This window comes from Actinomadura hibisca NBRC 15177 (assembly GCF_001552635.1).
Taxonomy (GTDB): domain Bacteria; phylum Actinomycetota; class Actinomycetes; order Streptosporangiales; family Streptosporangiaceae; genus Spirillospora; species Spirillospora hibisca.
In genome coordinates this window covers 1-26,346 of the sequence record NZ_BCRO01000010.1, presented here as the reverse complement: position 1 = coordinate 26,346, position 26,346 = coordinate 1, and the positions used below count along the sequence as shown (strand labels likewise).

The window sequence follows — 26,346 nt, the reverse complement described above, 5'->3', positions numbered from 1 at the left end:
GTGCACGCAATGATCATTGACGACTCGCGGGCGATGCGGCTGATCCTGCGCCGTATCGTCACGCAGCTGGGCTTCGAGGTCCACGAGGCGGGCAACGGCAGGGAGGCGCTCGACGTCCTCCAGGCGATGGACCAGGTGCCGCAGGTGGCCCTCATCGACTGGAACATGCCGGAGATGAACGGGCTGGAGTTCGTCACCGAGGTCCGGGCGCGGGAGCGGTACCGGCCGATGACGCTGATGATGGTGACCACCGAGAGCGAGCACGGGCAGATCGTCCGGGCGCTGGCCGCCGGGGCGCACGAGTACGTCATCAAGCCGTTCACCCCCGACGCCATCATCGAGAAGCTGGCCCTGATGGGCCTGGTCCCCAGCGGGAGCACGTCATGATCGCCCCTACCGTCGACGACCTCCAGGCGATCACCGAGCAGGTGTGGTTGTCCTACCTGGACCCCGAGGGGACCGACCCGCTGCTCCCGCTGCCCGTCGAGGCCCCCGCCGCCGGCGTCGCCGCGTCGGTGTCGGTGACCGGGGCCTGGGACGGCCACGTGGTGTTCACCTGCTCGCGCGAGGCGTCCCTGCGCGCGGCCTCCGCGCTGCTGGGCGTCCCGGCCGACGAGGTCACCGCCGACGACGTCGCCGACGCGGTCGGCGAGCTCGTCAACGTGATCGGCGGCAACGTCAAGAGCCTGCTGCCCGACGGATGCCTGCTGTCACTGCCGCACGTGGTGACCGGCGAGGCCGCCGCGTCCGGCAGGTGGCCCGCCGCCGTGGAGGTCTGCCGCCTCCAGGGCGTCTGGGGCGCCGAGCCCGTCGCCGTCGGCGTCTGGGCCAGCAAGACCACCGAAACCTAGAAAGGAGCCTTACCGATGAAGATCCTCATCGCCGACGACAGCCGGGTCATGCGGCAGATCGTCACCCGGACCCTGCGCCAGGCCGGCTTCGGCGGGCACGACCTGGTCGAGGCCGCCGACGGGCGGCAGGCCTTCGACAAGGTCGTCGAGGAGCGGCCCGACCTGGTGCTGTCGGACTGGAACATGCCCGAGATGACCGGCATCGAGGCGCTGCGCGCGCTGCGCGCGGGCGGCCACGACGTGCCGTTCGGGTTCGTCACCTCCGAGGGCACCGACGAGATGCGGCAGATGGCGGAGAGCGCGGGCGCGCTGTTCCTCATCACCAAGCCGTTCACCGCCGACACCTTCTCCGACGTGCTCGGCCCGATGCTGGGGTGATGGCGGCCATGTCGACCCTTCCCAACCCCAAGGACATCAAGGACCTGCTCGACGACCTGCTGGGCCGGCCCGTCACCGTCGGCATCGCCGACCCGGCGGTCGCCGCCGACCTCAACCGGGCGCTGGTCGCCCTGTACGTGGACGGCTCCAAGCAGCTCACGGCGGTGCTGGGCATGGACCTGCCGCTGGCCGCCTGCGCCGGCGCCGCCATCGGCCTCATCCCCAAGGGCGGGGCCGAGGCGGCGGTCGAGGACGGCGAGCTGTCCCCGATGATCGGCGAGAACGTGAGCGAGGTCTGCAACATCCTGGCGGGCCTGCTCAACAACCAGCCGGGCGCGCCGCACATGAAGCTGTACCAGGTGCACCTGCCCGGCGAGCAGGCCCCGCCGGACGCCGTCAGCCGCCTGCTGGCCCTCGGCGCCCGGCTCGACCTGGCGATCGAGATCGGCGGCTACGGCAGCGGCCGCTTCTGGTTGTCGCTCGCCGGCTGATCCTCCCCCACCCCCCGCGCTGAAGGCGTCGCCCCTTATGGGCGGCGCCTTCACGCGTTTCCGGCCGAGGTGTCGGAGCGGGGTGAAGGGACTGTGACGGTTCGTAACCGGACGAACGGGCACGATCACGCTCGGTAACTCTTTCTCGTACCTTTTGGGGGCGGCGGCGAATGGGAGACAGGAGCACGATCCGCCGGTGCGTCCGGACGGGACTGGCTGGGGTGGTCGCGCTCGCGAGCCTGGTGGCGGTGCCCGCGCCTGTTCCGGCGGAGGAACGTGGGATCGTGGCGGAGGGCCGGACTGTCGCGGGGCGCGTGCCCAGCGCAGAGCGCGGGGCCGTCGCGGGGCGCGGAGCCGTCGTGGGGCGCGAAACCGTCGCGGGGCGCGGAGTCGTCGCGGGGCGCGGAGCTGTCGCGGGGCGCGGGGCTGGTGCGGCGGTGAAGGGGCGGGCTCGTCGGCAGCCTCCGCTTGGTGCGTTTCTTGGGTCCGATGGGGCCGGGGTTGCGCGCATTGGCCGGTTTGAAGCCTGGCTCGGGCGGCGTGTCACCGTCGGCCACACCTACCTGCCCGGTGACCGCTGGGCGTCGGTCGAAGGGCCGTCGTGGCTCATCAAGCCGTGGGCGCGCTGGCACCGTGCGCGTCGCGGCAGCCTGTTCGTGCTCAACGTCCCGATGGCCGTGCCGAACGAACCGCCCCGCATGTCCAATCGTGCCGTGGCCAAGTTCTTGCAGCGGGGAGCCGCCGGAGCCTACGACGCGCACTACCGGCGGCTGGCGGGCAGGCTCGTCCGGGCCGGACTCGGCGACGCCATCCTGGTCCTGGGTTGGGAGATGAACAGCATCAACTACAACGGCCGGTGCGGGCCCGCCCCGCGCCACTGGAAGCGGTACTGGCGGCGCATCGTGCGCGTGATGCGGCGGGAGCGGGGCGAGCGCTTCCGGTTCGACTTCACCCCCAGCCGGGGCCGGGACGCCGTCCCGTGGAACCGTTGCTATCCCGGTGACCGCTACGTCGACATCATCGGCCTGGACAGCTACGACCAGCCGCCCGGCAAGAAGTTCGCCGACTACGCGAACCAGCGGTACGGGCTAGGCGCGCAGGCCCGGTTCGCGCGCGCACACGGCAAGCCCATCTCCTTCCCCGAGTGGGGGTTGTTCCGTCGCGGCGACAACCCCGACTACGTCCGCCGCATGTACCGCTGGATGCGCACCCACAACGTCGCCTACCAGACCATCACCGACTACTGCCCGCACGGAGTGTGGCGGTGTCGCTCGCACCCTCGCTCCGCGCGGGTCTACCGGGAGCTGTTCGGCGGCCGCCGGAACGATCCGCAGCGCTGACGGCGTCAGGGAGCGCCCAGCCAGGTGGTGAGCGCTTCGCGCAGCGCGGGCGCGGCGGTGTCGGCGGGTTCGTCGACGGCGGCGGCCCAGGCGATGTGGGCGTCCGGGCGGATCAGCAGGACGTCGGCCGGTCGCTGGTCGGTCTTGGCGGTGTGGACGTCGAGGCGCTGCCCCCAGTCTCCGGCCGCCTCGCGGAGGTCGTCGCGGCCCGCCAGATCGAGCAGGACGGGACACGCGGGGTGCAGGAGTTCCGCGACGCTGGTCGTGCCCTGGTCGGTGTGCAGGGCGAGGTCGGGGGCGAAGGTCCCGGCCAGCGCGTGGGGGTGCGCACTGGGCATGGAGTAGCGGATGTCGGTTCCGGCGACCAGGGCTCCCATGCGGCGTAGCGGCTGCTCGTCGAGCAGCAGCTCCTGGAAGAGCTCGCGGAGCGCTTCGGCCGCCGGGTCGTGGCCGCGCCGCAGCGCCACCTGGGCCTGGCTGTGCAGCATGGCGCGGGCACCGGCCGCCTGGCGCTCGTCGTGGTAGGTGTCCAGCAGGCCGGGCGGCGCCCAGCCGTGGACGTCGGCGGCCAGCTTCCAGGCCAGGTTGACGGCGTCGAGCATCCCCGCGTTGATCGCGATGCCGGTGGCGGGGAACAGGTGGGCCGCGTCGCCCGCCAGGAAGATCCGCCCGGCGCGGTGGCGCTCGGCCTGCCGGGCCTGGAAGGTGAAGCGGGACAGCCGGAGCGGTTCGCCCACGGGCAGGCGCAGGCCGAGCACGCGGTGGACGCTGTCTTGCAGCTCGGCCACGGTCATCGGCACGTCGTCGTCGTACTCGGTCGTCTCGTCCTCGATGGTGTAGAGGGAGACGACGCGGGAGGCCGGGGACGCGCCGATGCCGAACAGGCCGCCGTCCGTCCGGGTGAACCCCGGGCTGACCGTGCCCTCGCCGGGGACGTCCAGGCCGCCGTCGTCGCGGACGGTCACCGTGTCGGGCAGGGCGACCTGGGCCAGCCGGTTGACCTCCGGGTAGGTGGTGCCGGGGAAGCCGATGCCCGCCCGGTCGCGGACGCGGCTGCGCGCGCCGTCGCAGCCCACCAGGTGGCGGGCGGTCGCCCGGTAGGCGCCGTCCGGGCCGTCCACCTCGACGGTCACGGCGGCGTCGTCCTGGGTCACGCCGACGACCTGGTGGCCGCGGCGGATGTCGATGCCGAGTTCGGCGACGCGCTCCTCCAGCACGCGCTCAAGCTGCTGCTGCGGGAGCGGCAGGGCGTGCATGGGCGGGTCGGCGAAGGCCGTGAAGTCCAGGTGCACGCCGCCGAAGGGGAAGCGGGGAGCCGGGCGGGGGCCGGTGCAGGCGGCCTCGAAGCGCTCCAGCAGGCCCCGGTAGCGCAGCAGTTCGAGGATCTGCCCGCCCAGGCCGCCGGCTTTCGGAACTTCGCGACGCCGGGGCTGCCGCTCCAGCACCAGCGGTCGCACGCCGGCCAGCGCCAGCTCGGCGGCCAGCGTCAGGCCCGTCGGGCCCGCGCCCACAACGATCACATCGGCGTGCATGTCACGTCCTCCTGTTGATACGGCACGTGCCGTGCCGTTGAAGAGGATGCCCGCGAGGTGCGCGGCTGTCAAGAACGGCACGTGCCGTTCCATTGAGTCGACGGGCATATTCTCCACCGCCCTGCGACAGCCGTAAGGCCGGTGCGCCCCGGGGAACGTGTCCCCGGGGCGCACCGGCCTTCGGTCCCAGCCTGGCCGTGTCTCAAAGACCTCAGCCGTCGCGCGAGTGACTAACTGTCCCGGCGGGGCGATGCCGGAGGCGAGTCCCGCCGGGACAGATCGCGAAGCGATGTGGCACTCGCCCAGGCACGGTCAGGGGGCGAGCCGCCAGGCGAGCTCCCTGGGCCGGGGCTTTGAAACGCCGCTAGTCGATGCGGAAGCGGGAGACCAGGTCGTTCAGTTCCCCCGCCATCCGGGCGAGCCGCTCGGACGCCTGGCGGGAGCCGCCGACGCCCTCGTTGGTCCGCTCGGCCGCGTCCGCGACCGCCGCGACGTTGTCGGCGATCTGGTTCACGCCCGTGGCCGCGCCCGAGACGTTGCGGGTGATCTCGTTGGTGGTGGCGGTCTGCTCCTCCACCGCCGCGGCGATCGTGGTCTGGTAGCTGCTGATGGTCCCGATGATCTCGGAGATCTTGCCGATGGCGTCCACGGCGGCCGAGGTGTCGGTCTGGATCATGTCGATGCGCTGGGCGATGTCCTCGGTGGCCTTGGCGGTCTCCTGGGCCAGCTCCTTGACCTCGCTGGCGACCACCGCGAAGCCCTTGCCCGCGTCACCGGCGCGGGCGGCCTCGATGGTGGCGTTCAGGGCCAGCAGGTTGGTCTGCTCGGCGATCGAGGTGATCACCTTCAGGATGTTGCCGATCTCGGCGGAGGAGACCCCGAGCTTGCCGACCACCTCGGTGGTGCGCTGGGCGGAGGAGACGGCCTCGCTGGCGACGGTGGCGGCGTCGGAGGCGTTGGAGGAGATCTCGCGGATGGACACGCCCATCTCCTCGGCGGCCGCCGACAGCGTGCTGACGTTGTCAGAGACCTCCTGCGCCGCCGCGCGGGCGACGGTGGAGCGCGAGGCGGTGGCGTCGGCGTTGCCCGCCAGCTCGTCGCTGACCGAGGCCAGCTCGCCGGAGGAGGAGGTGAGGGAGACGGCGTTGCCGCGGATGACGCTGATGGTCTCGCGCATGGCGGCGGTGGCGCGGCCCAGGGCGGCCGACATCTTGCCGATCTCGTCGTTGCGGTCGACGTCGATGTGGCGGGTCAGGTCGCCGTCGGCGACGCCGTCCAGCACCTCGGTCACCTTCTGGAGGGGGCCGACGACGCTGCGGGAGACGGCCCAGGCCAGGCCGAGGCCGAGGATCAGGCCCAGGAAGCCGATGAAGCCGACCAGGGTGACGATGTTCCCCACGGTGGAGTGCGCCTCGTCGGCGTTGCGCTTGGCCGCGGCGGCCTGCGCGGCGCCCAGGTCCTGGAAGCCCTTGTCGATGCGCTCGTTGATGGCCTCGGTCTGGTTGAACGCCTCCCAGAAGGCGTCCTTGTCCTGCTTGGCGGCGGCCGGCAGCAGCTTCTCCTCGCGGATCTTCTGGGCGGCCTGCCAGTCGACGTAGAGCTTGTTGGCCACCTCGGGGGCGGCCGACTGCGGCGCGTACAGCTCGGCGTTCTTCTCCACGGAGGCGTCGAGCTTGTGGATGTCGGCGGCGTTCTGCGCGCGGAACGCGGGGTCGGACAGGTAGTAGTTCAGGACCAGCGCGCGCACCTGGAGCACGTCGGCGTGCAGCTCGCCCAGCGTCTGGACGGGCTGGACGCCGCCGGTGTAGATGCCGGTGGCCCGGTTGTCGGCCTTCTTGAGCCCGACGATGCCGACACCGATCACCATCAGGCAGGTCAGCGCGACCGCCGCGACCGCAGCGATGATCTTGCTGGTCAGGGACAGGTCGCGGAAGCGGTCGGTGAACGAGCGCCGGTGCGGCGCGGTGGGGATCTCAACGGTGGCGGACATCGTTCTCCTAGCTGGGACAGGTTCTCCAGTCATCCGATCGGACGGCGCGCGGCGCATCTGAGCGGTTCGCCGGCGGCGGTCAGGCCGCCTGCGGCGGGTGCTCCGCCAGGTCCCGGCGCAGCCGTGCGCGCGCCCGGTGCAGGCGCGACATGACGGTGCCGAGGGGGATGCCGAGGCGTTCGGCGATCTCCCGGTAGGCGTAGCCCTCCACGTCGGCCAGGTACAGCACGGCGCGGAACTCCGCCGACAGGGCGCGCAGGGCCTCCTTCACCTCCGGGTCGGTGAAGTGCGCCAGCACCTCCGCCTCGGCGGACCGCTGGGCCTCGGCGGGCCGGGCCGCGCCGGTCTCCTCGCCCCACTCGCTCTGGAACGGGACCAGGACGGGCCGGGAGCGCTGCTGGCGGTAGAAGCTGATGTAGGTGTTGGTCATGATGCGGAACAGCCACGCCTTGGAGTTGGTGCCCGGCGTGAACTGGTGCCGGCAGCGGAACGCCTTGAGGTAGGTCTCGTTCAGCAGGTCCTCGGCGTCCTCGCGGTTGCGCGTCATGCGCATCGCCGACTGGAGCAGCGGGGCCTGGTGGGGCAGCTCGTCCCAGCTGAGGGCGTCGGCCGCCGGGTCGGCGGGGGTGCGGGGCATCGCGGGCCTCCTTGGCGTCACGCGGCGCAGTTGAGGTAGGTGGGACGGGGGCCGCCGTCGCCGCCGGTCTCGATGCGGGCGAGCACGGCCGCCTGGCGGCGGTTGGCGGCGAGCGCGGTGGCGACCGCCTGGGCGGCGGCGATCTGGCGGGCGAGGATGGCGTCGGCGCGCGGCCGCAGGTCCAGCGGCAGCAGGCCGAGGCCGGGGGGCGGCGACCAGGGGGACGCCGGGGGCAGGTCGCGCAGCCGGTGGTCGTCGGCGAGCAGGGCCTCGGTGGCGGCCACGTCGGCCTCCAGCGCGTCCAGCGCCGCCGACCAGGCGGTGTGCCAGCCGGACTGGCCGGGCCCGTGCTGGCCGGACTCGGGGCGGCCGGTCCCGCCCATCTCAGCCGACCCGCGCGGCCGGTCCGGCGGCGCCGGCCTCGGCGGCCGCGGCGCGCCAGGCGTCGCGCAGCGGCTCGACGAGCCCGCGGCAGGTGACCGCGAGGGCGGCGTCGGCGCGCACGTTGGCCTGGATGAGGGTGGTGAGCAGGAAGCCGTACAGCTCGGCCAGCCCGGCGGCGCCGTCCCAGCCCGCCGCCACGTCCAGGGACGCGCGCAGCTCGATGACGATGTCCTGGGCGTGCTGGAGGCGCGCCGAGGCGTCCTCGCGATCACCGGCGAGCAGCGCCTCCTCGGCCTTGACCAGGTCCAGGACGAGCCGGTCGTAGAGCATGACGACGAGCTGGGCGGGGCTCGCGGTCGCCACCGTGTCGGTCAGGTAGCGGTTGCGCAGGGAGGGGCTGTTCATCGGTCGGCCTTCGTGTGATGAGGCGGCTTCGTGTTATAGGGCGGCTTCGTGTTATGAGGCGGAGGGCAGGCTGGAGATCTGCCCCGACAGCCAGTTGGACTGTTCCTTCAGCTTCCCGAGGGTCGTCTCCAGCGTCGCGAACTGCTTCTGGAGGGCGGCCTGGCGCGCCGACAGCCGCACGTCCCACTCGGAGATGCGGTTGTTCAGGTCGCGGACGGTGTCGGTGCGGCCCTTGATCGCCTGGGTGAGGCTGCCGTCGGTGCTGTTGGTGACCTTCTCGGCCACCCCCTTGACCGCCACCGCGAGCGCGCCGGCCGTCTTCTCCACGGCGGCCGGGTCGGCCTGGTAGGCGCTGACGAAGGCCGTCTTGTCGAAGGTGAGCTTGCCGCCCTGGTCCAGCTCGACGCCGAGCTTGCTGAAGGAGCCGTAGCCGGCGGCGCCGTTGCTGATCTGCGACAGGATCTTCTGCTGCAGGCCGCGCGTCAGGGAGTCGGCGGTCAGCGGGCCGCCGGTCTTGGTGGCGGTGTTGTAGGTGGCGTACTTGCCGATCTCGCTGAGCACGCCGTTCAGCGCGTCCACCATCGCCTGCATCTTGCCGGCGATGCCGTCGGCGTCGGAGTCGACGGTGACCGAGGCCCCCGTCTCGACCTTGCTGACGGTCAGGGTGACGTTCTGGAGCACGCCGCTGAAGGTGTTGGTGGGGCTGGAGACGGTGTAGCCGCCCTTGGTGGGGTCGCCGACGGTGATCCGGGCGTCGGCCGCCTGGACGGCGGTGGTGGGGGGCGTCGCCAGGCCGCCGACGGTGAAGCCGCCGGCGGTGCCGGTCTTGGCGGCGTTGAGCTGGAGCACCGTGCCCTGGTCGGTGGTGACGATCGAGGCCCGCACGCCGACGCCCGCGGCGTTGATCGCGTCGGCGACGCCCTGGGGGGTGTCGGTGGTGACGTTGACGTGCACGGGCGTGCCGCCGCCGACCGTGATGTCGAGCCCGGAGCCGGTGGTGAGCGGCCCGGCGGGGTTCACCACCGAGGTGCTCATCTGCGCGGCGGCCAGCCGGTCGACGTTGAAGGTGAGGGTGCCGGGCGTGGCGCCCGCGGTGGCGGTGGCGGTGACCGTGGACGAGGTGGAGGTCGCCTTGGCCGATCGCCACGCGTTGGTCGGCGCGGTCAGCGGGTCGTCGCCGGACATCGCCTTGGCCGCGGTCAGCGCGGTCAGGAACTTGCCGTTGATCGACTGGTAGGCGCTGATCGCGCTCTGGTTGCTGGTGACCGAGTTCTTCAGCTGCTGCTGCGGAGCCGACTCCGCCTGCATGAGCTGGCTGATCAGCGCGGTGGTGTCCATCCCGCTGATGAGGCCGTCGACACCGCTGGTCACGCCGTGGCTCCTTTCTGGCCGCCGGGCCGGGCACGGGCGGGGCCGGTGCGGGGTCGGGGCGGGGGAGGGGACACCGCGGCGGACGTGCCGCCCCGGGGAGGGCGGCGGCACGTCCGTCACGGTGGTCCGGTCCCCCCGGCGTACGCCGGGCCGGGGGAACCGGGGATCAGGCCTTCTTAGCCGCGCAGCAGCTGCATGACCGACTGCGGGGCCTGGTTGGCCTGGGCGAGCATCGCGGTACCAGCCTGCGACAGGATCTGGGAGCGGGTGAAGGACACCATCTCCTGGGCCATGTCGGTGTCGCGGATCCGCGACTCGGAGGCAGAGAGGTTCTCCACCGCCACGTTCACGCTGGCGACCACGTGCTCGAACCGGTTCTGCATGGCACCGAGGTTCGCACGCGCGGTCGACACCTTCTGGATCGCGGTGTCCAGCGAAGTGATCGCCGCCGTCGCCCCACCTGCGGCGGTGAGGTCGATGGTGGAGGTCCCGAGGTCGGTGGAGTTGAACCCCTTGTCGGCCGTGCCCGAGTTGATCGTCACCGCGATGGTGTCGCCCGAGGCGTAGCCGACCTGGAAGTCCTTGGACTTGTAGCTGCCGTCCAGCAGGTTGATGTTGTTGAACGTGGTCTTGCCCGCCAGGCGGTCCAGCTCCCCGTTCAGCGCCGTGACCTCGGCCTGCAGTGCGCCGAGCGAGTTGGTGTCGCTGGCGCCGGCGTTGCCGGCCTGCACCGCGAGGTCGCGCATGCGCTGGACGATGGAGTGGGTCTCGGTGAGAGCACCTTCAGCCGTCTGCACGACCGAGATGCCGTCCTGGGCGTTGCGGGCAGCGACCTTCAGGCCGCCGACCTGCGACCGCAGGCCCTCGCTGATGGCGAGGCCGGCCGCGTCGTCGGCGGCGCGGTTGATCCGGAACCCGCTGGACAGCTTCTCCAGCGACTTGCTCATCTGGTTGTCGTTGACCGACAGGTTCCGGTACGCGTTCGTCGCCGCGATGTTCTGGTTGATGCGCAGACCCATGGTGACTTCCTCCTTGATTCGGGTCCGTGTGGCCTTCCGTGGCCGGTTACGCCGCTAAGTTCGGCGGGCGCCGGCGAAGCCTGAGGGCTTCCTGGACCTTTTTCTCTTTTTTCGGTGAAGCGGGGGGAACGGGGGGTTCTGGGGCCGGTCAGGCGGTGCGCGCGGCCGGCATGCCGAACTCGTCGGTGCGGGCGAGCCGGCTGCGCAGGTCGCCGCTGGCGGCGATCTCGGCGTAGTAGGCGGCGCGGCGGCGGGCCACGCAGCCGTCGGGGCGGGCGGCGGCCACGACCCGCTCGGGGGCGAGCTGGGAGTTCATGCCGTCGCGCAGCAGCGTCAGCGCCTCGGCGCGCAGCTGGGACACGCGCGACTCGGTGACGCCGAGCTCGGCGGCGATCTCCGCCATCGGCTGCTCCTCCAGGAAGTAGCGGGTGACGACGGTCCGCAGCCGCTCGGGCAGCGCCTCGACGGCCTGGTGCAGGAAGCCGATGCGCTCGCGGTGCACCAGCAGGTCCTCGGGGCCGGCGGTCCGCTCGGGGACCATGTCCTCGGCGGTGCCGGGGGCGAAGCCCTGGAGGCTGAGCACCACGGCCCGCTGGAGGTCCTCCTCGATCGCCTCCACCTCCTGCTCGGCGACGCCCATGGCCGAGGCGAGCTCGGTGCTGGTGGGGGTGCGGCAGAGCGCGGAGCTCAGCTCCTGGCGGACGGCGTCCATCTGGCGGGCGCGGCTGCGCACCGAGCGGCTCGCCCAGTCCAGCTTGCGCAGCTCGTCCACCAGGGCCCCGCGGATGCGCAGGGCGGCGAAGCGGCCGAAGGGGATGCCGCGCTCGGGCTCGTAGGACTGCGCGGCGGCGGCGAGGGCGGCCAGCCCGGCGGAGGTCAGGTCGTCCCGGTTGACGTGGGAGGGAACGCGCATCAGCGTTTCCCGGACGATGTGCCCCACCAGGGGCAGCTGGCTGCGGACCAGGTCTTCGACGCGGTTCTTCTCGATCATGCCCGGGGTCACGGCGGCCCTTTCGATGCGCTGGACGGTTGGGTTGCGCCGCTGCTCGGGTGGGAGCGGAAGCGCCGACAGATCCACCATCCGGTTGCAAAGAGTGAGGCAACGGTTCCAATTGGTTGTAAGACGGTTGCAAAGCCGCACTCTGGGTCATGCGGGAATGGCGCACCGTAGTGCCGGGGCCCCGTGCGGGCGGAAGTCCTCAGCCCCGGGGCCGCACTGCCGACGGGGAAGGGACAGGACGCGCCACGGGGGCGGTCCACCGACGGGAGGGGCGGGCCGGATGAGCCTGGCTGATCTTTCGAGCACGTTGTGGCGGGTACGCGAGCTGCTCGACCTGCTGCTGTTCAAGCTCGAAGAGGAGCAACTGCTGCTCACCGCCGGGAAGACCCGCTGGCTGCCGCACGCCACCCGCGAGGTGGAGCTGGTGCTGGAGCAGGTCCGCCAGAGCGAGATGTTGCGGGCGACGCTGGTCGAGGCGGTCGCCGAGGAGCTGGGACTGCCCCCGGCGCCGAGCATCGGCCGGCTGGCCGAGGCCGCCGGCGCGCCGTGGAGCGAGATCCTCCAGCAGCACCGCGCGGCGTTCCTGACCGTCACCTCCGAGATCACCGCGGCCGCCGAGACCAACCGCGAGCTGCTCACCACCGGCGCCCGCGCCGTGCACGAGGCGCTGCTCGGGATCACCGACCAGGTCGCCACCTACAGCCGCACGGGCGCGACCGTGGGCGCGGGACGCGGGTCCCGGCTCGTCAACGAGGCCATGTGACGGCGGCGGGAACGACGACGGGAACGATGACGGGAACACCGAAACGATGAGCACCTTCTCCGGGATCTCCACCTCCCTGAGCGCCCTGTACGCCGCGCGCACCGCGCTGGACGTCAGCGGCCAGAACATCGCCAACGTCAACACCGACGGCTACACGCGCCAGCGCGTGGACCTGTCGTCGGTGGGCGGGTCGACCACCCCGGCCGTGCACGCGACCTCCAACGGCATCGGCGGCGGCGTCACCGTCAACTCCGTCACCCGCGTGCAGGACGCCTTCCTCCAGGCGCGCGCCCAGATCGAGCACGCCCGCTCGGCCGACCTGGACGGGCAGGCGCAGGTCATGGCCCGGGTGGAGGAACTGTTCGGCGAGCCCAGCGACACCGGCCTGCAGTCGCAGCTGTCGGACTTCTGGGGTGCCTGGCACGACGTGGTCAACCAGCCCGGCACCCTCGCCGCCCGCGCGCAGCTGCTCCAGCGCGGCGGCACCGTCGCCGACTCCCTGAACACCACGGCCGCGGGCCTGTCCTCGTTGTGGGACACCACGCGCGGCCAGGCCACGGCCCTGGTCGCCGAGGTCAACTCGGCCGCCACCGGGATCGCCGAGATGAACCAGGCGATCGTGCGGGCGACCGCCTCCGGCCTGCCCGCCAACGAGCTCAGCGACAAGCGCGACCAGCTCGCGCTGCGGCTGGCGGAGCTGACCGGCTCCACCGCCACCGTCGCCGCCGACGGCACGATGAACGTGACGCTCGGCGGCGCCTCGCTGGTCAGCGGCGGCACGGCGCGCTCCCTCAGCGTCGCCGGGCCCGCGACCATGGCGGGGGTGGGCACCGACCCCGCCGCCAAGGTCGCGCTCACCTGGACCGACGGCGCTCCCCCGGCCGAGGCCGCGGTGAGCTCGGGCTCGCTCGCCACCTCGCTGCGCACCCTCAACGACACCCTGCCCGGCTACCGCGACAAGCTCGACAGCGTCGCCGCCTCGGTCGCGGGAGCCGTCAACAAGCTGCACACCGCCGGTTACGACCTGGACGGCGCGCCGGGCAAGCCGTTCTTCACCGGCACCACCGCCGCCACCATCGCCGTGGGGATCACCGAGCCCGGCAAGGTCGCGGCCTCGGCCGTGACCGGCGGCGGCCTGGACGCCGGCAACGCCGACGCCATCGCCGCCCTGGCGGGCGACGCCAACGGCCCCGACGCCCTGTACCGCTCGGTCGTCACCGACCTCGGCGTGGAGTCCCAGAACGCCAAGCGGCGGATGACCATCCAGGACACCATCACCCGGACCAACGACGCCCAGCGCGCCGGGACCTCGGGCGTCAGCCTCGACGAGGAAGTGACCAACATGCTGCTCTACCAGCGCGCCTACCAGGCGGCCAGCCAGGCGATCAGCACGATCGACAGCACGTTCGACTCCCTGCTGAGCATGATGAGGGGCTGACGATGACCTACATCCGCACCACCGAGCGCTCCATCTCCACCCGGGTGCTCAACAACCTCCAGAACAACCTGGGGCAGCTCGCCGAGACGCAGCAGCGCATGTCCAGCGGGAAGATGATCTCGGTGCCGTCCGACTCGCCGACCGGCACCGCCTCGGCGCTGCAACTGCGCGGCGACGTGCGCGTCCAGCAGCAGTACCAGCGCAACGTCGACGACGCCCTGGGCTGGCTCGGCACCATCGACACCGCCCTCAGCAGCGCCACCACCCAGCTCAACGGCGCGCGCGACCTGGTGCTCCAGGGCATCTCCTCGGGCACCGGCGGGTCCGCCGACGCGCGCGAGGCCCTGGCCACCGAGATCGACAACATCCGCAGCTCGCTGATCGGCGTGGCCAACACCTCCTACCTCGGCCGCCCGGTCTTCGGCGGCACCACCGGCAAGGCCACCGCCTACGACGCCGCCGGCGCCTACACCGGCGACGGCGGCGCGGTGGTGCGCAGCGTCGGCGACAACACCAAGATCCCGGTGAACGGGGACGCCGCCGCCACCTTCGGCACCGGCACCGGCCAGCTGTTCACCGTGCTGTCCGACATCGCCAAGCACCTGCGCGAGGACCCGTCGGCCCTCACCGCGGACCTGGCCCGCCTGGACACCGCCTCCGAGCGCGTCCGCACCCAGGCCGCCGACGTCGGCGCGCGGCAGAACCGGGTGACGCAGTCCGAGAGCACGGTGACCGACCGGCTGCTCACGCTGAAGGGCCAGCTGTCGAACATCGAGGACATCGACCTGCCGCAGACGGTCACCGACCTCAAGTTGCAGGAGACCGCCTACCAGGCATCTCTCGCCGCGACCGCGCGCGTCGTTCAGCCCTCTCTGATGGACTTCCTGCGATGATCGCACTGTGTGAGGACGTCCGCACCCCATCTGTGGAGGAGACCAGCGTGCAGGCGAGTGCAGGCACCGACGCGCTGCCGACGATCGAACTGGCCGCGCCGCTGCCCGGTTTCCCGCAGCACCGGCTGTTCGCGCTCGTCCGCGTGGACGACGAGGGGCTGCTGTACGCCCTGAAGTCGCTGGAGGACCCGAACCTGCGCTTCCTGGTGATCGCGCCGGACCCGTTCTTCCCCGACTACGACCCCGAGATCGACGAGGACAGCCTCGCGGCGCTGGAGGTCACCGGCGCCGGGCAGCTGCTGGTGCTGCTGATCGTCACCGCCTCCGGCTCCATCAGCGAGGCCACCGTCAACCTGATGGCGCCCATCGTGGTGAACTTCGCGACCCGCCGGGCGGTGCAGGTCGTGCTCGCCGGCTCCGACCTGCCGGTCCGGGCCCCGCTGGTGCCCGCCTGAACGCGGGCCGCCGCCCCGCCGGTCCACGGCCGGACCGCAACGCTCCACGGAAGGAGACCCGCCGTGCTGGTGCTCACCCGCCGCGCCGGAGAAAGCCTGATGATCGGTGACGAGGTCGTCGTCACCGTCCTGGAAGTCCGCGGTGACCTGGTCCGCATCGGCGTCGACGCGCCCCGCTCGGTCCCGGTGCACCGCGAGGAGGTGTTCCGCGAACTCCAGGCGGCCAACCGCGAGGCCGCGTGCGCGGACGAGACGGCGGTGGCGGAACTGCGCCGCCTGCTGGAAGGCCGCACCGGCGGCTCCGCCGGCGACACCCCCGCGCCCTGACACGAACACGCGCACGGCCCCGACGGAACACTTCCGCCGGGGCCTTTACCTACCCTCGTGGGTGGTCCTTGGGGTTCGGTGAAGACGGTCTGTCTGTCTCCGGCGTGATGCTTGCGGTGCCAAACGCACTCGGTCGGCTAGGACCGGATGCAGCACGAACCCCCGGTGATCAGTCAGCACGGCATGGGCCGCCGTCTGCGGAAACGCCACGTCCGGCGGCATGGGTCAGTGAATCCGGGTTCCGGCGATGATGCTCCGGGCGTTCTTGCGGTTGAGGTCGGCGGCGACGTACGCGCCCAGCTCGTAGGCGCGATCAGGACGGTCCCATTCGTGCGCGTAGGCGAAGGTGTCGCCGTCCCGGCTGAACACCATGCCGATCAGGCTGAGCTGTCCGTCCTCGGTGGTGTGGCAGTGACCCGCGATCGGACTGTTGCAGTGTCCTTGGAGTGCGTGCAGCAGTGTCCTTTCGGCGAGGATGTGGTTGCGGGTCTCGGGGTGATCGATCATCTGCAACAGCTCGACGATCCCCTCGTCGGCCTTGCGGCATTGGACTCCGACCACCCCGGCCCCGGTCGCCGGGCACATCGCGTCCATGCTGAGCACCTGCGAGACGCGGTGGTCCATGCCCACCTTGGCCAGGCCTCCCAGAGCCAGCACCAGGGCGTCCACCTCGCGCTCCTCGTCTAGGCGGGTCAGCCGCGGGATGACGTTCCCCCGGAACCGCACCACGTTGAGGTCGGGCCGGTGCCGCAGGAGCTGCGCCTTGCGGCGCACCGCCGAGGTCCCGATCTTCGCCCCCGGCGGCAGTTCCTCGATCGAGCCGTACTTGGACCCTTCGGGGAACACCACCGCGTCGCGCACGTCGTCGCGCTCGGTGTAGGCGGCGAACACCAGTTGCTTGGGCAGGGGCACGTCTCCGGGGACGTCCTTCATGCAGTGCACGGCCGCGTCGATCTCGCCGACCATGAGAGCCTTGTCGATCTCCTTCATGAACAGGCCCTTGCCGCCCAGTTCGCTCAGGTCGCCCTTGTGCCGGTCGGCCGAGGTGTCGATGGGGACGTATTCGACCTCCAGGCCGGGCGCGACGGCCGTCATGGCGTCGATCACGCGGCGGGCGTAGGCGCGGGCGAGGTGGCTGGTGCGGCCCCCGAGTCGCAGCGCCCGGTCGGGCAACGCATCGGAGAAGTACGCCTGCATGGGCGATGGGGCCGATCCGGAGGGAACGATGGTCATGGCTTACTTCCCGGACGTCGAAGCAGTGGATGGCGCGTCACCGAGGGTAGCCGCGACGGCGAGCGCGGCATGGCTGACCACGCGTGAGGCACCAGCGCGCATCAACATCGTGTACTCCTCGGCCAGCAGGTCAGAGGTGAGGGTCGTGCATTCTCCCGACACCGAGAACGAGACCAGAGGGATGTTGAGCACCGCGCGCAGGCCGGCGAGGATGTCAGCCGAGAACAGCGCGGGCTCGACCAGGAGCGCGTCAGCGCCCTCGGCCGCCATCAGCCGCCCACGCCTGCACATGGGACGCCTCTCGTTAGGACAAGAGTGGACCGGGCGGGGCGCACGGGCCGTAAGGATGAGCGCCCCGCCCGGCGTCTGGGTGGGGTCTGGAGTCGCTCCCTCCACGGCTCCAGACCCCTTTCACCCGCCCGGCGGGTCTTCCCCGACCGCCTCGCGGGCGGCCCCGTCTTGGGCGGGTGGATGTGCGCCGTCGTCTCCGGCGGCGGCTTTGTCACGGAGCTGGACGTGTTCCTCGATCACCTCTTCGATCTCTGCGGACGCGCGCTCCTGGATCTGGTCGATCGCCCAGGGGAACACCCAGAACGTCTCCATCGCTTCGGCGTAGGCGTCCGCGATGATGGTCAGTGCGGCCCTCAGCGCTTCGTTGGCGGGCTGCTCGGGCAGTTCGACCAGAGTCGGCGCGGCCAACGAGGCGGCATAGCTGTTGATCAGCCCGACCTTGGTCGAGCTGAGGCCGTAGGTGCACAGCCACGTCCGATAGCAGTGCATCACCACGTCGGCCATCGCCTTGGGGGTGGTCATGAACCAGGCCGGGGCGTCGATGGCACTGCTGGTCGTCTCGCTCATGTCGGTCTCTCAGCGAGGTTGCGCCTGATGGTCTGGATCGTCAGAGGGGCGTCGCCGTGGCGCATCCCCACCACGGTCAGCAGCTCGGGGCGTAGGAAGCGGAACGCCCCGTCTTGCTCGTCCTGCCGGTAGGTCAGCATTCCGGCCGTCGCCCACCGGCACAGGGTGTTCTCCCGCACGCCGACCAGCTTGGAAGCGAAGTGGCCGGTCATCCAGCCCTGCTCCACATACGCCTTGACGTCGTAGGCCGTGCCTGACGACGCGGGGGAAGACGGCCTGAGCCTTGTCCGGCCTGATGCCGTTGTCCGCAACGGCCTCGCCGCCGCGCCCGGCTCGCTTGTTGTCCTGGTTCTTGAACATGATGCGGGCGCGCACCGCGCGCAGGTTCGGCGGCTTGCCTCTGCCCACCCCGGCGAGCGCTTCCATCTCGGCCTTCAAGTACAGCCGCCGCCCCCTGGCCACCCCCTGGAGCACGCTGATCACACCTTGCTCCCCCCAGATCTTCAGCAGGCCCGCGCGCACGCCGGTGACCTTCACCGCCTCACGGGCGCTGATCCAGGGACCGGCGAGGCGAATGCCGTACGCCTGGGCGAGCTCGCCGCGATGTTCGCGGGGGTAGGCGTCGTCCGTCTGCTGGCGCGAGCGGGTCATGCGCTGCCCCTCCGTTCCTGCGCCTTGATGTGCTTCATCACGCGCGGCAGGCGGAGCGGCCCGCCCGCGCCGAGACCAGCCACAATCCGCAACTCCTCGCGCAGGTACTCGCGCCGCCGATCGCGCCCGACCCGGCGCGCAGAGATCACGCCCCGGCCCGCCCAGATGGCCAGCACACCCGTGTGCACCTTGGTGATGTCGAACGCGTCGCGCGCCTTGATCCACGTACCGTCCGTGGTCAGGCCATGGACCTGCGCGACCCGCCCAAGGGTCGGCTGCTCTGCGGATTCATGCGGCGCCGGACGCTGAGCGCTCACGCCGCGACCACCTGACCAGCCGGGGCCGGGCGTTCGGCGATCTGCTTGTCCAGCTCGCCGAAGATGGTCACCGCCGCCGTGTCCAAGTCGTTCGCAGCGGCGAACCGGATGCCGTCGCCACCTCGCGCGAACCACCACTGCTTGTCTTCGTAGACGCAACGCACCGTCAGACCCGCGACCGGGATCAGCTCACCCCCACTCGGCGGAGGGTTGAAGGCCACGACGGCAAGAACGACCTCGTGCCGCTGGTGCTCAAAGTGCGTGGCCACCCTCGGCCCCAACCGCTTCGCCAAGTGCGTCAGGTACGTCAGGCGCTCCCCGTTGGGCACCGCGAGCGCCACGTAGGTCACCTCGATGTGAGGCAGGGGCGGCGCGGGCTCATTGCGCCTCGTGGCCGTGTGCTTTCCTGACATCTCAGACCGCCGGATTGATCACGCGCCGCACCATCACGGCGGCCTGATCGACGTCGGCGGGCAGGTCCTCGCCCCAGGAGAACCGCGCGACCACCGTGCCGTCCGGGCGACGGCCCGTCTCGATCCGCTCGTTCAGGCGCGAGACCGCCCCGGAGACGTCCAGCACCGGAGGCCCACCGATCACCCTCCGCACATTGGCCTTCTCACCGAGCCCGCGAAGCGCTTCGGCCAGCTCCACCAACAACACCTCCTCGTCGCTGCCGGAAGCGGCGTTCGTCTGGGGAGTGTCGATCGGGCAGGCGGGGGCCCGTTTCCGAGCGTCGAAGCTCATGGCTGTCCTCTGTCTCAGTGCGGAGGGGCATGACAGCGGGTGGGGCAAGATGCTCCGGTCTTGGGGGTTTCTGGCCTCGCCTGCCGTCGGTGTGATTCACTGCTTAAACGTTTACTGTGTTGCTCACAGTCGCCGAACCGGGACGGGGAGGTCAACGACTCATACGGAAAGGGGTATGAGCTTCATTCAGTTCGTTCACTGAGTGAATGTTTGCCCTAACTGATCGGGGAACCTGCAAGTGGAGGAGCAAGGCGCATGGCGGGTCTGAGCGCCAACGACATCGCGGCGGTCTTGCGGGACCGGATTCTCAGGGAGAACTCACCGCACCCAAGAGGTTCGGTCTTCCCCAGCCAGCGCACGCTCGCGGCCGAGTTCAGCGTGAGCGACAGCACCATCAACCGCGCACTGCAAGGACTACGCAGGCAGGGCTTGATCAGCCTTGGCCAAGGACGAAAGACGAAGGTGACCTACATGGCTCAGATCACCAGGGACGCACGCGACCGGTACACGGAGACGAAGCGCGTCGAAGATCGCGGGGGTTTCGCCGCCGAGGTGCGCCGCCAGGGAATGACGCCGCGCTCAGAAGCCAGCGTGCGCCGTGAGGTGCCGCCCTCCAGGATTGCCGACCTCCTGGGCATCGACCCCAACGTGGAAGTCCTAGTCCGCGACCGCGATATGTACGCCGACGACATCCTGGTCCAGAAGGCCCCGTCCTACATCCCCGGCGACATCGCGTTCGGCACGCAGCTCGAAGACCTCACCCAGCCGACCGGCGGAATGCTCACCCGGATGAAGGAACTCGGGCACGAAGAGGTCTACGCCGACGAGTACCTGACGCTGTCGCGCCCCCCGACGGGGAAGGAGCAGGAGTACTTCGCCCTCCAGGACGATCAGCCGGTGTTCGAGCTCTACCACGTCGCCTACGACGCCAACGGCCGCGCCGTCGAAGTGTCCTGGCACCGTGGCCCGGTGCATCTGTGGGGCGAGTTCATCTACCGCGTCCAGATCAAGCAGCAGTAGCCCACGAGCTGATAATGGCCGACGCCTGACCGGCTCATTGGCCCCGGCGGGTATGTCCCGCCGGGGCCGCTGCATGTTCCGAGAAGACTCACAGACTTCTGGCGATGATCACCAGGAGGATCCCGCATGACGTCGCGGCGGGTGAGGGCAGAGCCAGGTGATCGGTGCTTTCCTGGCCTCCGGGAAATGCCAGAGCCCCGCCGACCTCCGTCGGTGGGGCTCTGGTCACGTTCATGGCCGGTGTGCGGGTCGCCTCTCGGCGAAAGGCGCAACGCGGCTCCAGCCGGACGGAACTCCGCGAAGGCGAAAGGTGAGGCCCGGGGACACCAGGCACGCCGGCCAGCCTCTACAACCCCGGTGCGGGCCCGGTTGTTCCCGGCTCGCGGCCAAGGGCCAGAGATGGGTCAGCTCTTGGCGCGCTGCTCCTTGAGGCGGAGCTCCTCCCGGCGGACCTCGGCCTGGGTCGCCTGCTCGCGCTCCAGCCACTCGGGCCTCTCGGCCTTCAGGGCCTCGATCTCGGCGGTGGTGAGGGGGCCCGCGATGCCCGCGCGGGCCAGGCCCGAGGCGGAGACGCGGAGCTTGGCGGCGATGACCTGGCGGGGGTGCGGCCCGTCGCGGCGCAGGTCGGCGAGCCAGGACGGCGGGTCGGCCTGGAGCGCGTTCAGCTCGTCCCGGGAGACGACGCCCTCCTGGAACTCGGCGGGCGCTGCCGACAGCAGGATCCCCAGCTTCTTGGCCGCGGTCACGGGCTTCATGGTCTGCGGGGTCTTCGCCCTGGACGTGCTCATGCCCCAAGGGTAGCCAGCGCGAGGGGGCCGTCCGGACGTGACTAGGCTGAGGGCGTGACCGATGCTGAGTTCCGGCTGGCCTACGCGCCGGGCGTGACGCCCGCGAAATGGGCCGGGGTGTGGGCCGAGCGGGTGCGGGAGGTGCCGCTCCGGCTGGTCCAGACGCCCGCCGCCGAGATCGTCCCCCTGCTGCGGGACGGTGGCGTGGACGCGGCGTTCGTGCGCCTGCCCGTCGACCGCGAGGCCCTCCACGTGATCCCGCTGTACCTGGAGACGACCGTGGTGGTGGTGCCGAAGGACCACGCGGTGGCCGCGGTGGAGGAGGTGACGCTCGCCGATCTCGCCGACGAGGACGTGTTCGAGCCGCTCGACGAGGTCCTGACCTGGGACGAGCGCCCCGGGCAGCCCGCCTTCACCCGCCCCCAGAGCACCGCTGAGGCGATCGAGCTGGTGGCGGCGCAGGCCGGTGTCCTGCCGCTCCCCCAGTCCCTGGCCCGCCTGCACCACCGCAAGGACGTCACCTACCGCGCCGTGACCGACGCCCCGCAGTCCCAGATCGGCCTGGCCTGGCTGGAGGCCGAGACGAGCGATCTCATGGAGGAGCTGATCGGGATCGTCCGCGGTCGCACCCCCAACAGCTCCCGTGGCCGTGCCCCTCAACCGCCCGCTCGCAAGAAGCCCGCGCAGAAGCAGTCCGCTCCCAAGCGTCGCCCGAAGCGCCGCCGGGCGTGACGGCCCGCACGCCCACAGCGACCTTGTGACTACTTGTAGTCAATCTTTGCCTAAAATTGGCAACTCAGCGTTAACACGGTGCACACTGAACCCATGTATTCGCTGGTGAGCGCGCCGGTCCTCGGTTTCGACCTGACGCGGCTGGACGGTGGCGCGGCGACGGCGGCCGTCCTGGAACGTGCCCTCTGGTTCACTTCCGACGACCTGCCGGCGCTCGCGCGGGCCCTGCCCGCCGACGAGGTCCGCGCCCGGTTGTGGCGCGACATCGACGCGGCGATCCAGCTGCGGCCCGCCCTGCGCGGGCTGGCGGACACGCCGCTCTCGGGCGCGCTCGCGGTGCTGGAGGCCGCGCCCATCGGCTCCGCCGACGCGCTGCTGCGCTGCGTGCGCCAGGACGTGTTCGACTGGACCTGGTGCAAGGACGACACCACCTGGCTCCAGGAGGACGAGGCCGCCCGCGCCACCGCCGTCGTCTGCGACGCGGTGATGGCCGCCTACCTGCGCGAGCTGCTCCCGGCCGACACGCGGCGGCGGCTCGCCGTCGGCTGGCTGCTCGCCTCCCGCGCGCTGGGCGCGCCGCGGATCGAGCGCTCGCCCCGGGACACCGCCGTCACCGCGCTCTGCGAGCGCCTGCGCACCCTCGGTGCGGCCGGGCTGGAGCGCCTGCGCGCCGCCGCCGACCGGGCCCGTTCCGACGCCGTGTCCTGGTCGCAGGCGGTGCACGCCGCCACCTGGGCCGTGCACACCGCCGACCGGGTGCGGGCCGCCGCCGACGCCCAGCTGCGGCTGGTCCAGGCCGTCGACGCGGCCGACATCCCGCTGTCGGACCGGGCGGGCGGGGTGTGGAACCTGCTGAGCGGGGCCGTCCAGGTCCTCACGGTCGCCGACCTGGTGGACGACGAGCTGGCGGCGCGCCTGCTGGACCCCTGCGTCGCCGCGCTCGGCCTGCCGGTCCCCGGCCGCCCCTGACGCCTCCGCACCGCGAAAAGGCCGGGGCCGGGACCCTCCGTGCGGGTCCCGGCCCCGGCCGGTTCGGTGCGCCTACCGTCAGCGCTTGAGGTTGACCAGGTCGTTCAGCAGCTCGTCGGAGGTGCTGATCACCTTGGTGTTGGCCTGGAAGCCGCGCTGGGCGACGATCAGGTTGGTGAACTCCTGCGCCAGGTCGACGTTGGACATCTCCAGCGCGCCGGACTGCACGGTGCCGCGGCCCCCGCCGCCGGCGGTGCCGATCTGCGCCTCGCCGGAGTTGACGCTGGTGCGGTACAGCGAGTTGCCGACCTTCTCCAGGCCGCCCGGGTTGGTGAAGTTGGCCAGCGCGACGCGGCCGAACGCCTGCTTGGTGCCGTCGGGGTAGACGCCGATCAGCGAGCCGTCCTGGGAGATGCTGTAGGACTGGAGCGTCACGCCGGCCGGAAGGTGCACGTCCTCCAGCGGGGCGGTGTCGTCGATGGCGCCGCTGGTGGTGTTCCAGCCCCGCACCGGGTTGCCGTCCGGGGAGACGAGCACGCCGGCGGCGTCGAAGCTGAACGACCCGGCGCGGGTGTAGACGTCCTCGCCGCCGTTGCGGACCACCATGAAGCCGTCGCCCTGGATCATCAGGTCGGTGGTGCGGCCGGTGGTCTGGGCGGCGCCCTGGCCGAAGTTGGTGCTGATGCCCGCCATGCGGACGCCGAGGCCGACCTGGGCGGGGTTGGTGCCGCCGGTGTCGGCGCCGGGGGCGCCGCCGGCGCGGACCATCTGGCTGAGGGTGTCCTCGAAGATGGTCTGGGAGGTCTTGAAGCCGACGGAGTTGACGTTGGCGATGTTGTTGGCGGTGACGTCCATCTTCTGCTGGTGGACGCTCAGGCCGCTGATGCCGGAGTAGAGGGAGCGCAGCATGTCGTGTTTCCTTACGAGTCGGTGGTGCGGATTTCCTTGACCGATGACAGCGGAACATCCGTGTCCCCGACCCGTAGGGTCGGACTGCTGCCGGAGACTGCGGCGGACCGCACCACACCGACGGCCTCCGTGCCGTCCGATCCGGTGTAGCTGACGGTCTTGCCGACGAGGTTGGCCGCGGCCAGCATGTGCTGGGACGCGAGCAGGCTGGTCTGCAGGGCGGCCAGATCGGCCAGCTCCCCCAGCTTCTCCACCTCGGTGAACTGGGCGGTCTGGCTGATGAAGGCGGTCGGGTCGGCGGGCTTGCTCGGGTCCTGGTAGCGCATCTGCGCGACCAGCAGTTTCAGGAAGGTGTCCTTGTCCATCTCATGGCCGCTGGACGTGGTGGCCGTGGGCTGGGCGTAGGCGGCCGAGGCCGCGTTGATCGGGGTGGTCACGCAGTTCCCTTTCGGTCAGAGACGGACGTTGATGAGGCGTGCTCCGGACCGGACCTCGGGTTCTCCGGGATCGGCGGGCACGGCCGGTGCGGCGGCCTGGGCGGTGGGCGCCTCGGGCCGGGGTCCGGGCTGGGCCTGGCGGCCGAACTGCTCGCGCGGGCCCTCGCGCCGCAGGTCCAGCGAGCACGAGCTGAACCCGCCGTCCTCCAGCTCGCGCCGCAGGTCGGGCAGGGCCGCGTCCAGCGCGTCGTGGGCGGCGTCGCTGTCGCCGTGCAGGCGCAGGTGGACCGACCCGTCGATGATCTCGGCGACGACGCTGACCGGGCCGAGGTCGGCCGGGTGCAGGTGGACGGTGAGGCGGTGGATGCCGTCGGCCTCCTGGCGGAGCGGCAGGATGCGCACCGCGAGCTGGACGGCGGGCGGGGAGGCCGGGGCCGGTGCGGCCGGGGCGTCCGGCTGCTCGACGGGCGCCACCTGCGTCACCGGGGCGGCAGGGGCCGTGGGCAGGGGGGCGGCCGTCGGCTCGGTGGCGACGGGCGGCGCGGCGGCGGACCGGTCCTCGCCCGGCGTGGTGCCGTCGCCGGTTCCGGCGTCCGCGCCGCCGGTGCCCGCGCCGCCGTCAGGGGCGGTGGGGACGGGTGCGGTGGGAGCGGTGGCGTCCACCGGCTCGGTCGGGGCGGGCTGCGGCGCGGCGGTCGGGTCCTGCGGGACGTCCACCGGCACGGCGACGGCCGGGGACAGCGCGAACGCCACGGCGGGCGGCATCGCCGGTGTCGTCGGCAGCGTGGTGGGCGCCGGGGCGCTGGTGAGCGGCGTGGTGACCGGTGCGCCCGTGGGGGGTGCAACAGGGCCGTCCTGGTCCTGCTGCGGGGGCAGGGGGAGGCCGTCCTTGAGGACCGGGGTCGGGATGCTCGGCGGGACGTCGGGCGTGTCAGTCGGAACGACGTTCGGCGTGGTGTCCGGCACGGCGGTCTCCACCGGGATGGCGGGCAGCCCGGTGCCGACCGTGCCGACGCTGGTCAGGCCCGTCTCGGCGGTGGCCACGGGCACGCCCGCGTCCATCGGGACGGCGGTGCCGCCACCGCCGCCCATCATCGCCATCAGCGCCGCCAGGAAGGCGTCGCCCCCCTCACCGCCGGGCGCGGCGGCGGACCCGTCGGGCGACGGGTTCCGGGCCGCCCCGGCGGCGCGGGTGGCCGCATGGGGAGCCGCGTGCGGGATCGCTCGCGGAAGCGAAGGCATCGTCATCTGCTCTCCTAGCTGTACTGCTTCATGGCGGTCTGCACCTTGCGCACGTAGGCCTGCGTCTCGGCGTAGGGCGGGATGCCGCCGTAGCGCTGCACCGCGCCTTCACCGGCGTTGTAGGCCGCGATCGCCAGCGGCAGGGAGCCGAGGCTCTTGAGGTTGTGCTTGAGCAGGCGGGCCGCGCCGTCGACGGCCTGCGCCGGGTTGGTCGGGTCGATGCCGAGGCCGCGGGCGGTGCCGGGCATGAACTGCATCAGCCCGACGGCACCGGCGGAGCTGCGGGCGCTGGGGTTGAAGCTGGACTCGGTCTTGGCGACGGCGGCCAGCAGCGCGGGCGACACCCCGTGCTTGGCTCCGGCCTGCGCGAACAGGTCGGCGTAGGGGACGCCCTTCAGGCCCTGCGCGGACACGGCCCCGGCCGCGCCGGTGGCGTCGGCCGTGGAGACCCCGGCGGCGGCCTGGTCGCTCAGGACGCGCCGGATGGCGGTGGGCTTGGTGCCGTAGGACGCCAGATCCACGATCTTGACGACGGTGCCGGTGTGCGGGGCGTGCAACATCTTGCCGTCGCCGACGTAGATCCCGATGTGGTGGGCGGGGTCGCCGAAGGTGAGCAGGTCGCCGGGCTGCGCCTGGCTGAGGCTGGGGACGCTGCGGCCCGCGTGCGCCTGGTCCTGCGAGACGCGGGGCAGCTTGATGCCGAGGTCGGCGTAGACGCGCTGCACGAGGCCCGAGCAGTCCAGGCCGACCTTGGGGTTGGTGCCGCCCCACGCGTAGGGGACGCCGAGGTAGCGGCGGGCGTCGGCGACGACGTCGCGGCCCGTGACCTGCCCGGACGTCGCGCCCGTCGTGCTCGTTCCGGTCGTGCCCGTGGTCCCGGTCGTGCTCGTGCCGCCCGTCGTCCCGGTGCCCTGCACGGCGTCGTCCAGCGCGGTGGCGAACCCCGTTGAGGCGCCGGTGGACGCGGTGGTCGAGGCGGCGGGGGCCAGCATCTGCTGGAGCTGCACGACCCGCGAGGCGATCTCCGCGATGCCGGTCATCGGTTCTCCTTTCCGGGGGTGGGGCGGCGGCGGGTGGTCAGGTCGTCGACGGCGCGCTGCTCGGCGGCCTCGTCGGCGCGGCGCTCGGCCTCGGCGTGCCGCTCGCCGAGCCGCTCGACGGCGCGGCGGCGG

Annotated in this window: 33 protein-coding genes; 13 read left to right on the top strand and 20 right to left on the bottom strand. The window is 71.9% G+C overall.

The window, feature by feature from the left end; all coding sequences use genetic code 11:
* Nucleotides 1-9: 9 nt before the first annotated feature.
* The 5 genes from AH6_RS03545 (at nucleotide 10) to AH6_RS45665 (ending at nucleotide 3,060) form a co-directional block, all read left to right on the top strand.
* Complete coding sequence (locus AH6_RS03545) at nucleotides 10-387, top strand: response regulator (RefSeq protein WP_067473372.1); 378 nt, start codon at nucleotides 10-12, stop codon at nucleotides 385-387.
* The gene (locus AH6_RS03540; protein ID WP_067473369.1) at nucleotides 384-851 is read left to right on the top strand and encodes a chemotaxis protein CheX; all 468 of its coding nucleotides are present in this window, start codon (nucleotides 384-386) and stop codon (nucleotides 849-851) included. Before AH6_RS03545 ends, AH6_RS03540 begins: the two co-directional genes overlap by 4 nt.
* A gap of 15 nt (nucleotides 852-866) precedes the next feature.
* Nucleotides 867-1,229, top strand: coding sequence for a response regulator (locus tag AH6_RS03535; RefSeq protein WP_067473368.1), 363 nt, complete (start codon nucleotides 867-869; stop codon nucleotides 1,227-1,229).
* 8 nt (nucleotides 1,230-1,237) lie between these two features.
* Entirely contained in the window at nucleotides 1,238-1,720 is a 483-nt protein-coding gene (locus tag AH6_RS03530) for a hypothetical protein (RefSeq protein ID WP_218005694.1), read from the top strand.
* A 713-nt stretch (nucleotides 1,721-2,433) separates the two neighbouring features.
* On the top strand, nucleotides 2,434-3,060 hold the full coding sequence (locus AH6_RS45665; protein WP_067473366.1) for a glycosyl hydrolase: 627 nt from the start codon (nucleotides 2,434-2,436) through the stop codon (nucleotides 3,058-3,060).
* A gap of 5 nt (nucleotides 3,061-3,065) precedes the next feature.
* On the opposite strand, the gene AH6_RS03520 is transcribed toward AH6_RS45665, so the two are convergent.
* The 8 genes from AH6_RS03520 to AH6_RS03485 all read right to left on the bottom strand — a co-directional run bounded on the left by AH6_RS03520 (nucleotide 3,066) and on the right by AH6_RS03485 (nucleotide 11,401).
* On the bottom strand, nucleotides 3,066-4,592 hold the full coding sequence (locus AH6_RS03520) for an FAD-dependent monooxygenase (protein WP_067473363.1): 1,527 nt from the start codon (nucleotides 4,590-4,592) through the stop codon (nucleotides 3,066-3,068).
* 364 nt (nucleotides 4,593-4,956) lie between these two features.
* Complete coding sequence (locus tag AH6_RS03515) at nucleotides 4,957-6,582, bottom strand: methyl-accepting chemotaxis protein (RefSeq protein WP_067473360.1); 1,626 nt, start codon at nucleotides 6,580-6,582, stop codon at nucleotides 4,957-4,959.
* A 79-nt stretch (nucleotides 6,583-6,661) separates the two neighbouring features.
* Nucleotides 6,662-7,219 (bottom strand): sigma-70 family RNA polymerase sigma factor, encoded by a 558-nt coding sequence (locus AH6_RS03510; protein ID WP_067473356.1) that lies wholly within the window; start codon nucleotides 7,217-7,219, stop codon nucleotides 6,662-6,664.
* Between the two features lie 17 nt (nucleotides 7,220-7,236).
* On the bottom strand, nucleotides 7,237-7,602 hold the full coding sequence (locus AH6_RS03505; RefSeq protein ID WP_067473353.1) for a hypothetical protein: 366 nt from the start codon (nucleotides 7,600-7,602) through the stop codon (nucleotides 7,237-7,239).
* 1 nt (nucleotide 7,603) lies between these two features.
* A complete protein-coding gene (fliS, locus tag AH6_RS03500) occupies nucleotides 7,604-8,008 on the bottom strand; it encodes a flagellar export chaperone FliS (RefSeq protein WP_067473351.1) in 405 nt (134 codons plus the stop codon).
* A 51-nt stretch (nucleotides 8,009-8,059) separates the two neighbouring features.
* Complete coding sequence (gene fliD / locus AH6_RS03495; protein WP_067473349.1) at nucleotides 8,060-9,379, bottom strand: flagellar filament capping protein FliD; 1,320 nt, start codon at nucleotides 9,377-9,379, stop codon at nucleotides 8,060-8,062.
* 176 nt (nucleotides 9,380-9,555) lie between these two features.
* Nucleotides 9,556-10,398, bottom strand: coding sequence for a flagellin N-terminal helical domain-containing protein (locus AH6_RS03490; RefSeq protein ID WP_067473347.1), 843 nt, complete (start codon nucleotides 10,396-10,398; stop codon nucleotides 9,556-9,558).
* Nucleotides 10,399-10,546: 148 nt separating this feature from the next.
* A complete protein-coding gene (locus tag AH6_RS03485; protein WP_218005693.1) occupies nucleotides 10,547-11,401 on the bottom strand; it encodes a sigma-70 family RNA polymerase sigma factor in 855 nt (284 codons plus the stop codon).
* 277 nt (nucleotides 11,402-11,678) lie between these two features.
* Between AH6_RS03485 and flgN the strand changes: the two genes are divergently transcribed.
* From flgN to csrA, 5 genes are all read left to right on the top strand, one after another.
* Nucleotides 11,679-12,161, top strand: coding sequence for a flagellar export chaperone FlgN (gene flgN, locus AH6_RS03480; RefSeq protein ID WP_067473346.1), 483 nt, complete (start codon nucleotides 11,679-11,681; stop codon nucleotides 12,159-12,161).
* A 46-nt stretch (nucleotides 12,162-12,207) separates the two neighbouring features.
* On the top strand, nucleotides 12,208-13,599 hold the full coding sequence (gene flgK, locus AH6_RS03475; protein WP_067473344.1) for a flagellar hook-associated protein FlgK: 1,392 nt from the start codon (nucleotides 12,208-12,210) through the stop codon (nucleotides 13,597-13,599).
* Between the two features lie 2 nt (nucleotides 13,600-13,601).
* Complete coding sequence (locus AH6_RS03470) at nucleotides 13,602-14,492, top strand: flagellin N-terminal helical domain-containing protein (protein WP_067473342.1); 891 nt, start codon at nucleotides 13,602-13,604, stop codon at nucleotides 14,490-14,492.
* A complete protein-coding gene (gene fliW, locus AH6_RS03465) occupies nucleotides 14,489-14,947 on the top strand; it encodes a flagellar assembly protein FliW (RefSeq protein ID WP_083982187.1) in 459 nt (152 codons plus the stop codon). Before AH6_RS03470 ends, fliW begins: the two co-directional genes overlap by 4 nt.
* Before the next feature lie 63 nt (nucleotides 14,948-15,010).
* Nucleotides 15,011-15,274 (top strand): carbon storage regulator CsrA, encoded by a 264-nt coding sequence (gene csrA / locus AH6_RS46470; RefSeq protein WP_067473340.1) that lies wholly within the window; start codon nucleotides 15,011-15,013, stop codon nucleotides 15,272-15,274.
* 225 nt (nucleotides 15,275-15,499) lie between these two features.
* On the opposite strand, the gene hemC is transcribed toward csrA, so the two are convergent.
* The 7 genes from hemC to AH6_RS03420 all read right to left on the bottom strand — a co-directional run bounded on the left by hemC (nucleotide 15,500) and on the right by AH6_RS03420 (nucleotide 19,077).
* Nucleotides 15,500-16,507 (bottom strand): hydroxymethylbilane synthase, encoded by a 1,008-nt coding sequence (hemC, locus tag AH6_RS03455; RefSeq protein WP_218005692.1) that lies wholly within the window; start codon nucleotides 16,505-16,507, stop codon nucleotides 15,500-15,502.
* A 3-nt stretch (nucleotides 16,508-16,510) separates the two neighbouring features.
* Nucleotides 16,511-16,798 carry a porphobilinogen synthase gene (locus AH6_RS03450; RefSeq protein WP_083982186.1) on the bottom strand — a complete coding sequence of 96 codons (288 nt, stop codon included), beginning with the start codon at nucleotides 16,796-16,798 and terminating at the stop codon, nucleotides 16,511-16,513.
* 120 nt (nucleotides 16,799-16,918) lie between these two features.
* A complete protein-coding gene (locus AH6_RS03445; protein WP_067473335.1) occupies nucleotides 16,919-17,365 on the bottom strand; it encodes a hypothetical protein in 447 nt (148 codons plus the stop codon).
* Nucleotides 17,362-17,577 carry a hypothetical protein gene (locus AH6_RS03440; protein WP_067473331.1) on the bottom strand — a complete coding sequence of 72 codons (216 nt, stop codon included), beginning with the start codon at nucleotides 17,575-17,577 and terminating at the stop codon, nucleotides 17,362-17,364. The genes AH6_RS03445 and AH6_RS03440 overlap by 4 nt, the downstream gene beginning before the upstream one ends.
* A 435-nt stretch (nucleotides 17,578-18,012) precedes the next feature.
* Complete coding sequence (locus AH6_RS03430; RefSeq protein WP_067473325.1) at nucleotides 18,013-18,333, bottom strand: hypothetical protein; 321 nt, start codon at nucleotides 18,331-18,333, stop codon at nucleotides 18,013-18,015.
* Nucleotides 18,330-18,674, bottom strand: coding sequence for a hypothetical protein (locus AH6_RS03425; RefSeq protein ID WP_157431235.1), 345 nt, complete (start codon nucleotides 18,672-18,674; stop codon nucleotides 18,330-18,332). The genes AH6_RS03430 and AH6_RS03425 overlap by 4 nt, the downstream gene beginning before the upstream one ends.
* Before the next feature lie 73 nt (nucleotides 18,675-18,747).
* A complete protein-coding gene (locus AH6_RS03420; protein WP_067473319.1) occupies nucleotides 18,748-19,077 on the bottom strand; it encodes a hypothetical protein in 330 nt (109 codons plus the stop codon).
* A 255-nt stretch (nucleotides 19,078-19,332) separates the two neighbouring features.
* On the opposite strand from AH6_RS03420, the gene AH6_RS03415 reads away from it, so the two are divergent.
* Nucleotides 19,333-20,097, top strand: a complete 765-nt coding sequence (locus tag AH6_RS03415) for a GntR family transcriptional regulator (protein ID WP_067473316.1) — start codon at nucleotides 19,333-19,335, stop codon at nucleotides 20,095-20,097.
* Nucleotides 20,098-20,501: 404 nt separating this feature from the next.
* Here the strand turns inward: AH6_RS03415 and AH6_RS03410 are convergent, their stop codons facing one another.
* Nucleotides 20,502-20,885, bottom strand: coding sequence for a DUF5997 family protein (locus AH6_RS03410; protein ID WP_083982185.1), 384 nt, complete (start codon nucleotides 20,883-20,885; stop codon nucleotides 20,502-20,504).
* A gap of 54 nt (nucleotides 20,886-20,939) precedes the next feature.
* Between AH6_RS03410 and AH6_RS03405 the strand changes: the two genes are divergently transcribed.
* Both AH6_RS03405 and AH6_RS03400 read left to right on the top strand, forming a co-directional pair.
* Complete coding sequence (locus tag AH6_RS03405; RefSeq protein WP_067473310.1) at nucleotides 20,940-21,617, top strand: LysR family substrate-binding domain-containing protein; 678 nt, start codon at nucleotides 20,940-20,942, stop codon at nucleotides 21,615-21,617.
* Between the two features lie 93 nt (nucleotides 21,618-21,710).
* Nucleotides 21,711-22,586 (top strand): hypothetical protein, encoded by an 876-nt coding sequence (locus AH6_RS03400; protein ID WP_067473305.1) that lies wholly within the window; start codon nucleotides 21,711-21,713, stop codon nucleotides 22,584-22,586.
* A 78-nt stretch (nucleotides 22,587-22,664) separates the two neighbouring features.
* Here AH6_RS03400 and AH6_RS03395 read toward each other — a convergent pair whose 3' ends face one another.
* The 4 genes from AH6_RS03395 to AH6_RS03380 are packed head-to-tail and all read right to left on the bottom strand — an operon-like array spanning nucleotide 22,665 to nucleotide 26,214.
* A complete protein-coding gene (locus AH6_RS03395) occupies nucleotides 22,665-23,495 on the bottom strand; it encodes a flagellar hook-basal body complex protein (protein ID WP_067473303.1) in 831 nt (276 codons plus the stop codon).
* A gap of 11 nt (nucleotides 23,496-23,506) precedes the next feature.
* Complete coding sequence (locus AH6_RS03390) at nucleotides 23,507-23,932, bottom strand: flagellar hook assembly protein FlgD (protein WP_067473300.1); 426 nt, start codon at nucleotides 23,930-23,932, stop codon at nucleotides 23,507-23,509.
* Between the two features lie 15 nt (nucleotides 23,933-23,947).
* On the bottom strand, nucleotides 23,948-25,180 hold the full coding sequence (locus AH6_RS03385) for a flagellar hook-length control protein FliK (RefSeq protein ID WP_067473297.1): 1,233 nt from the start codon (nucleotides 25,178-25,180) through the stop codon (nucleotides 23,948-23,950).
* An 8-nt stretch (nucleotides 25,181-25,188) separates the two neighbouring features.
* A complete protein-coding gene (locus AH6_RS03380) occupies nucleotides 25,189-26,214 on the bottom strand; it encodes a transglycosylase SLT domain-containing protein (protein ID WP_067473296.1) in 1,026 nt (341 codons plus the stop codon).
* Nucleotides 26,215-26,346: the final 132 nt, after the last annotated feature.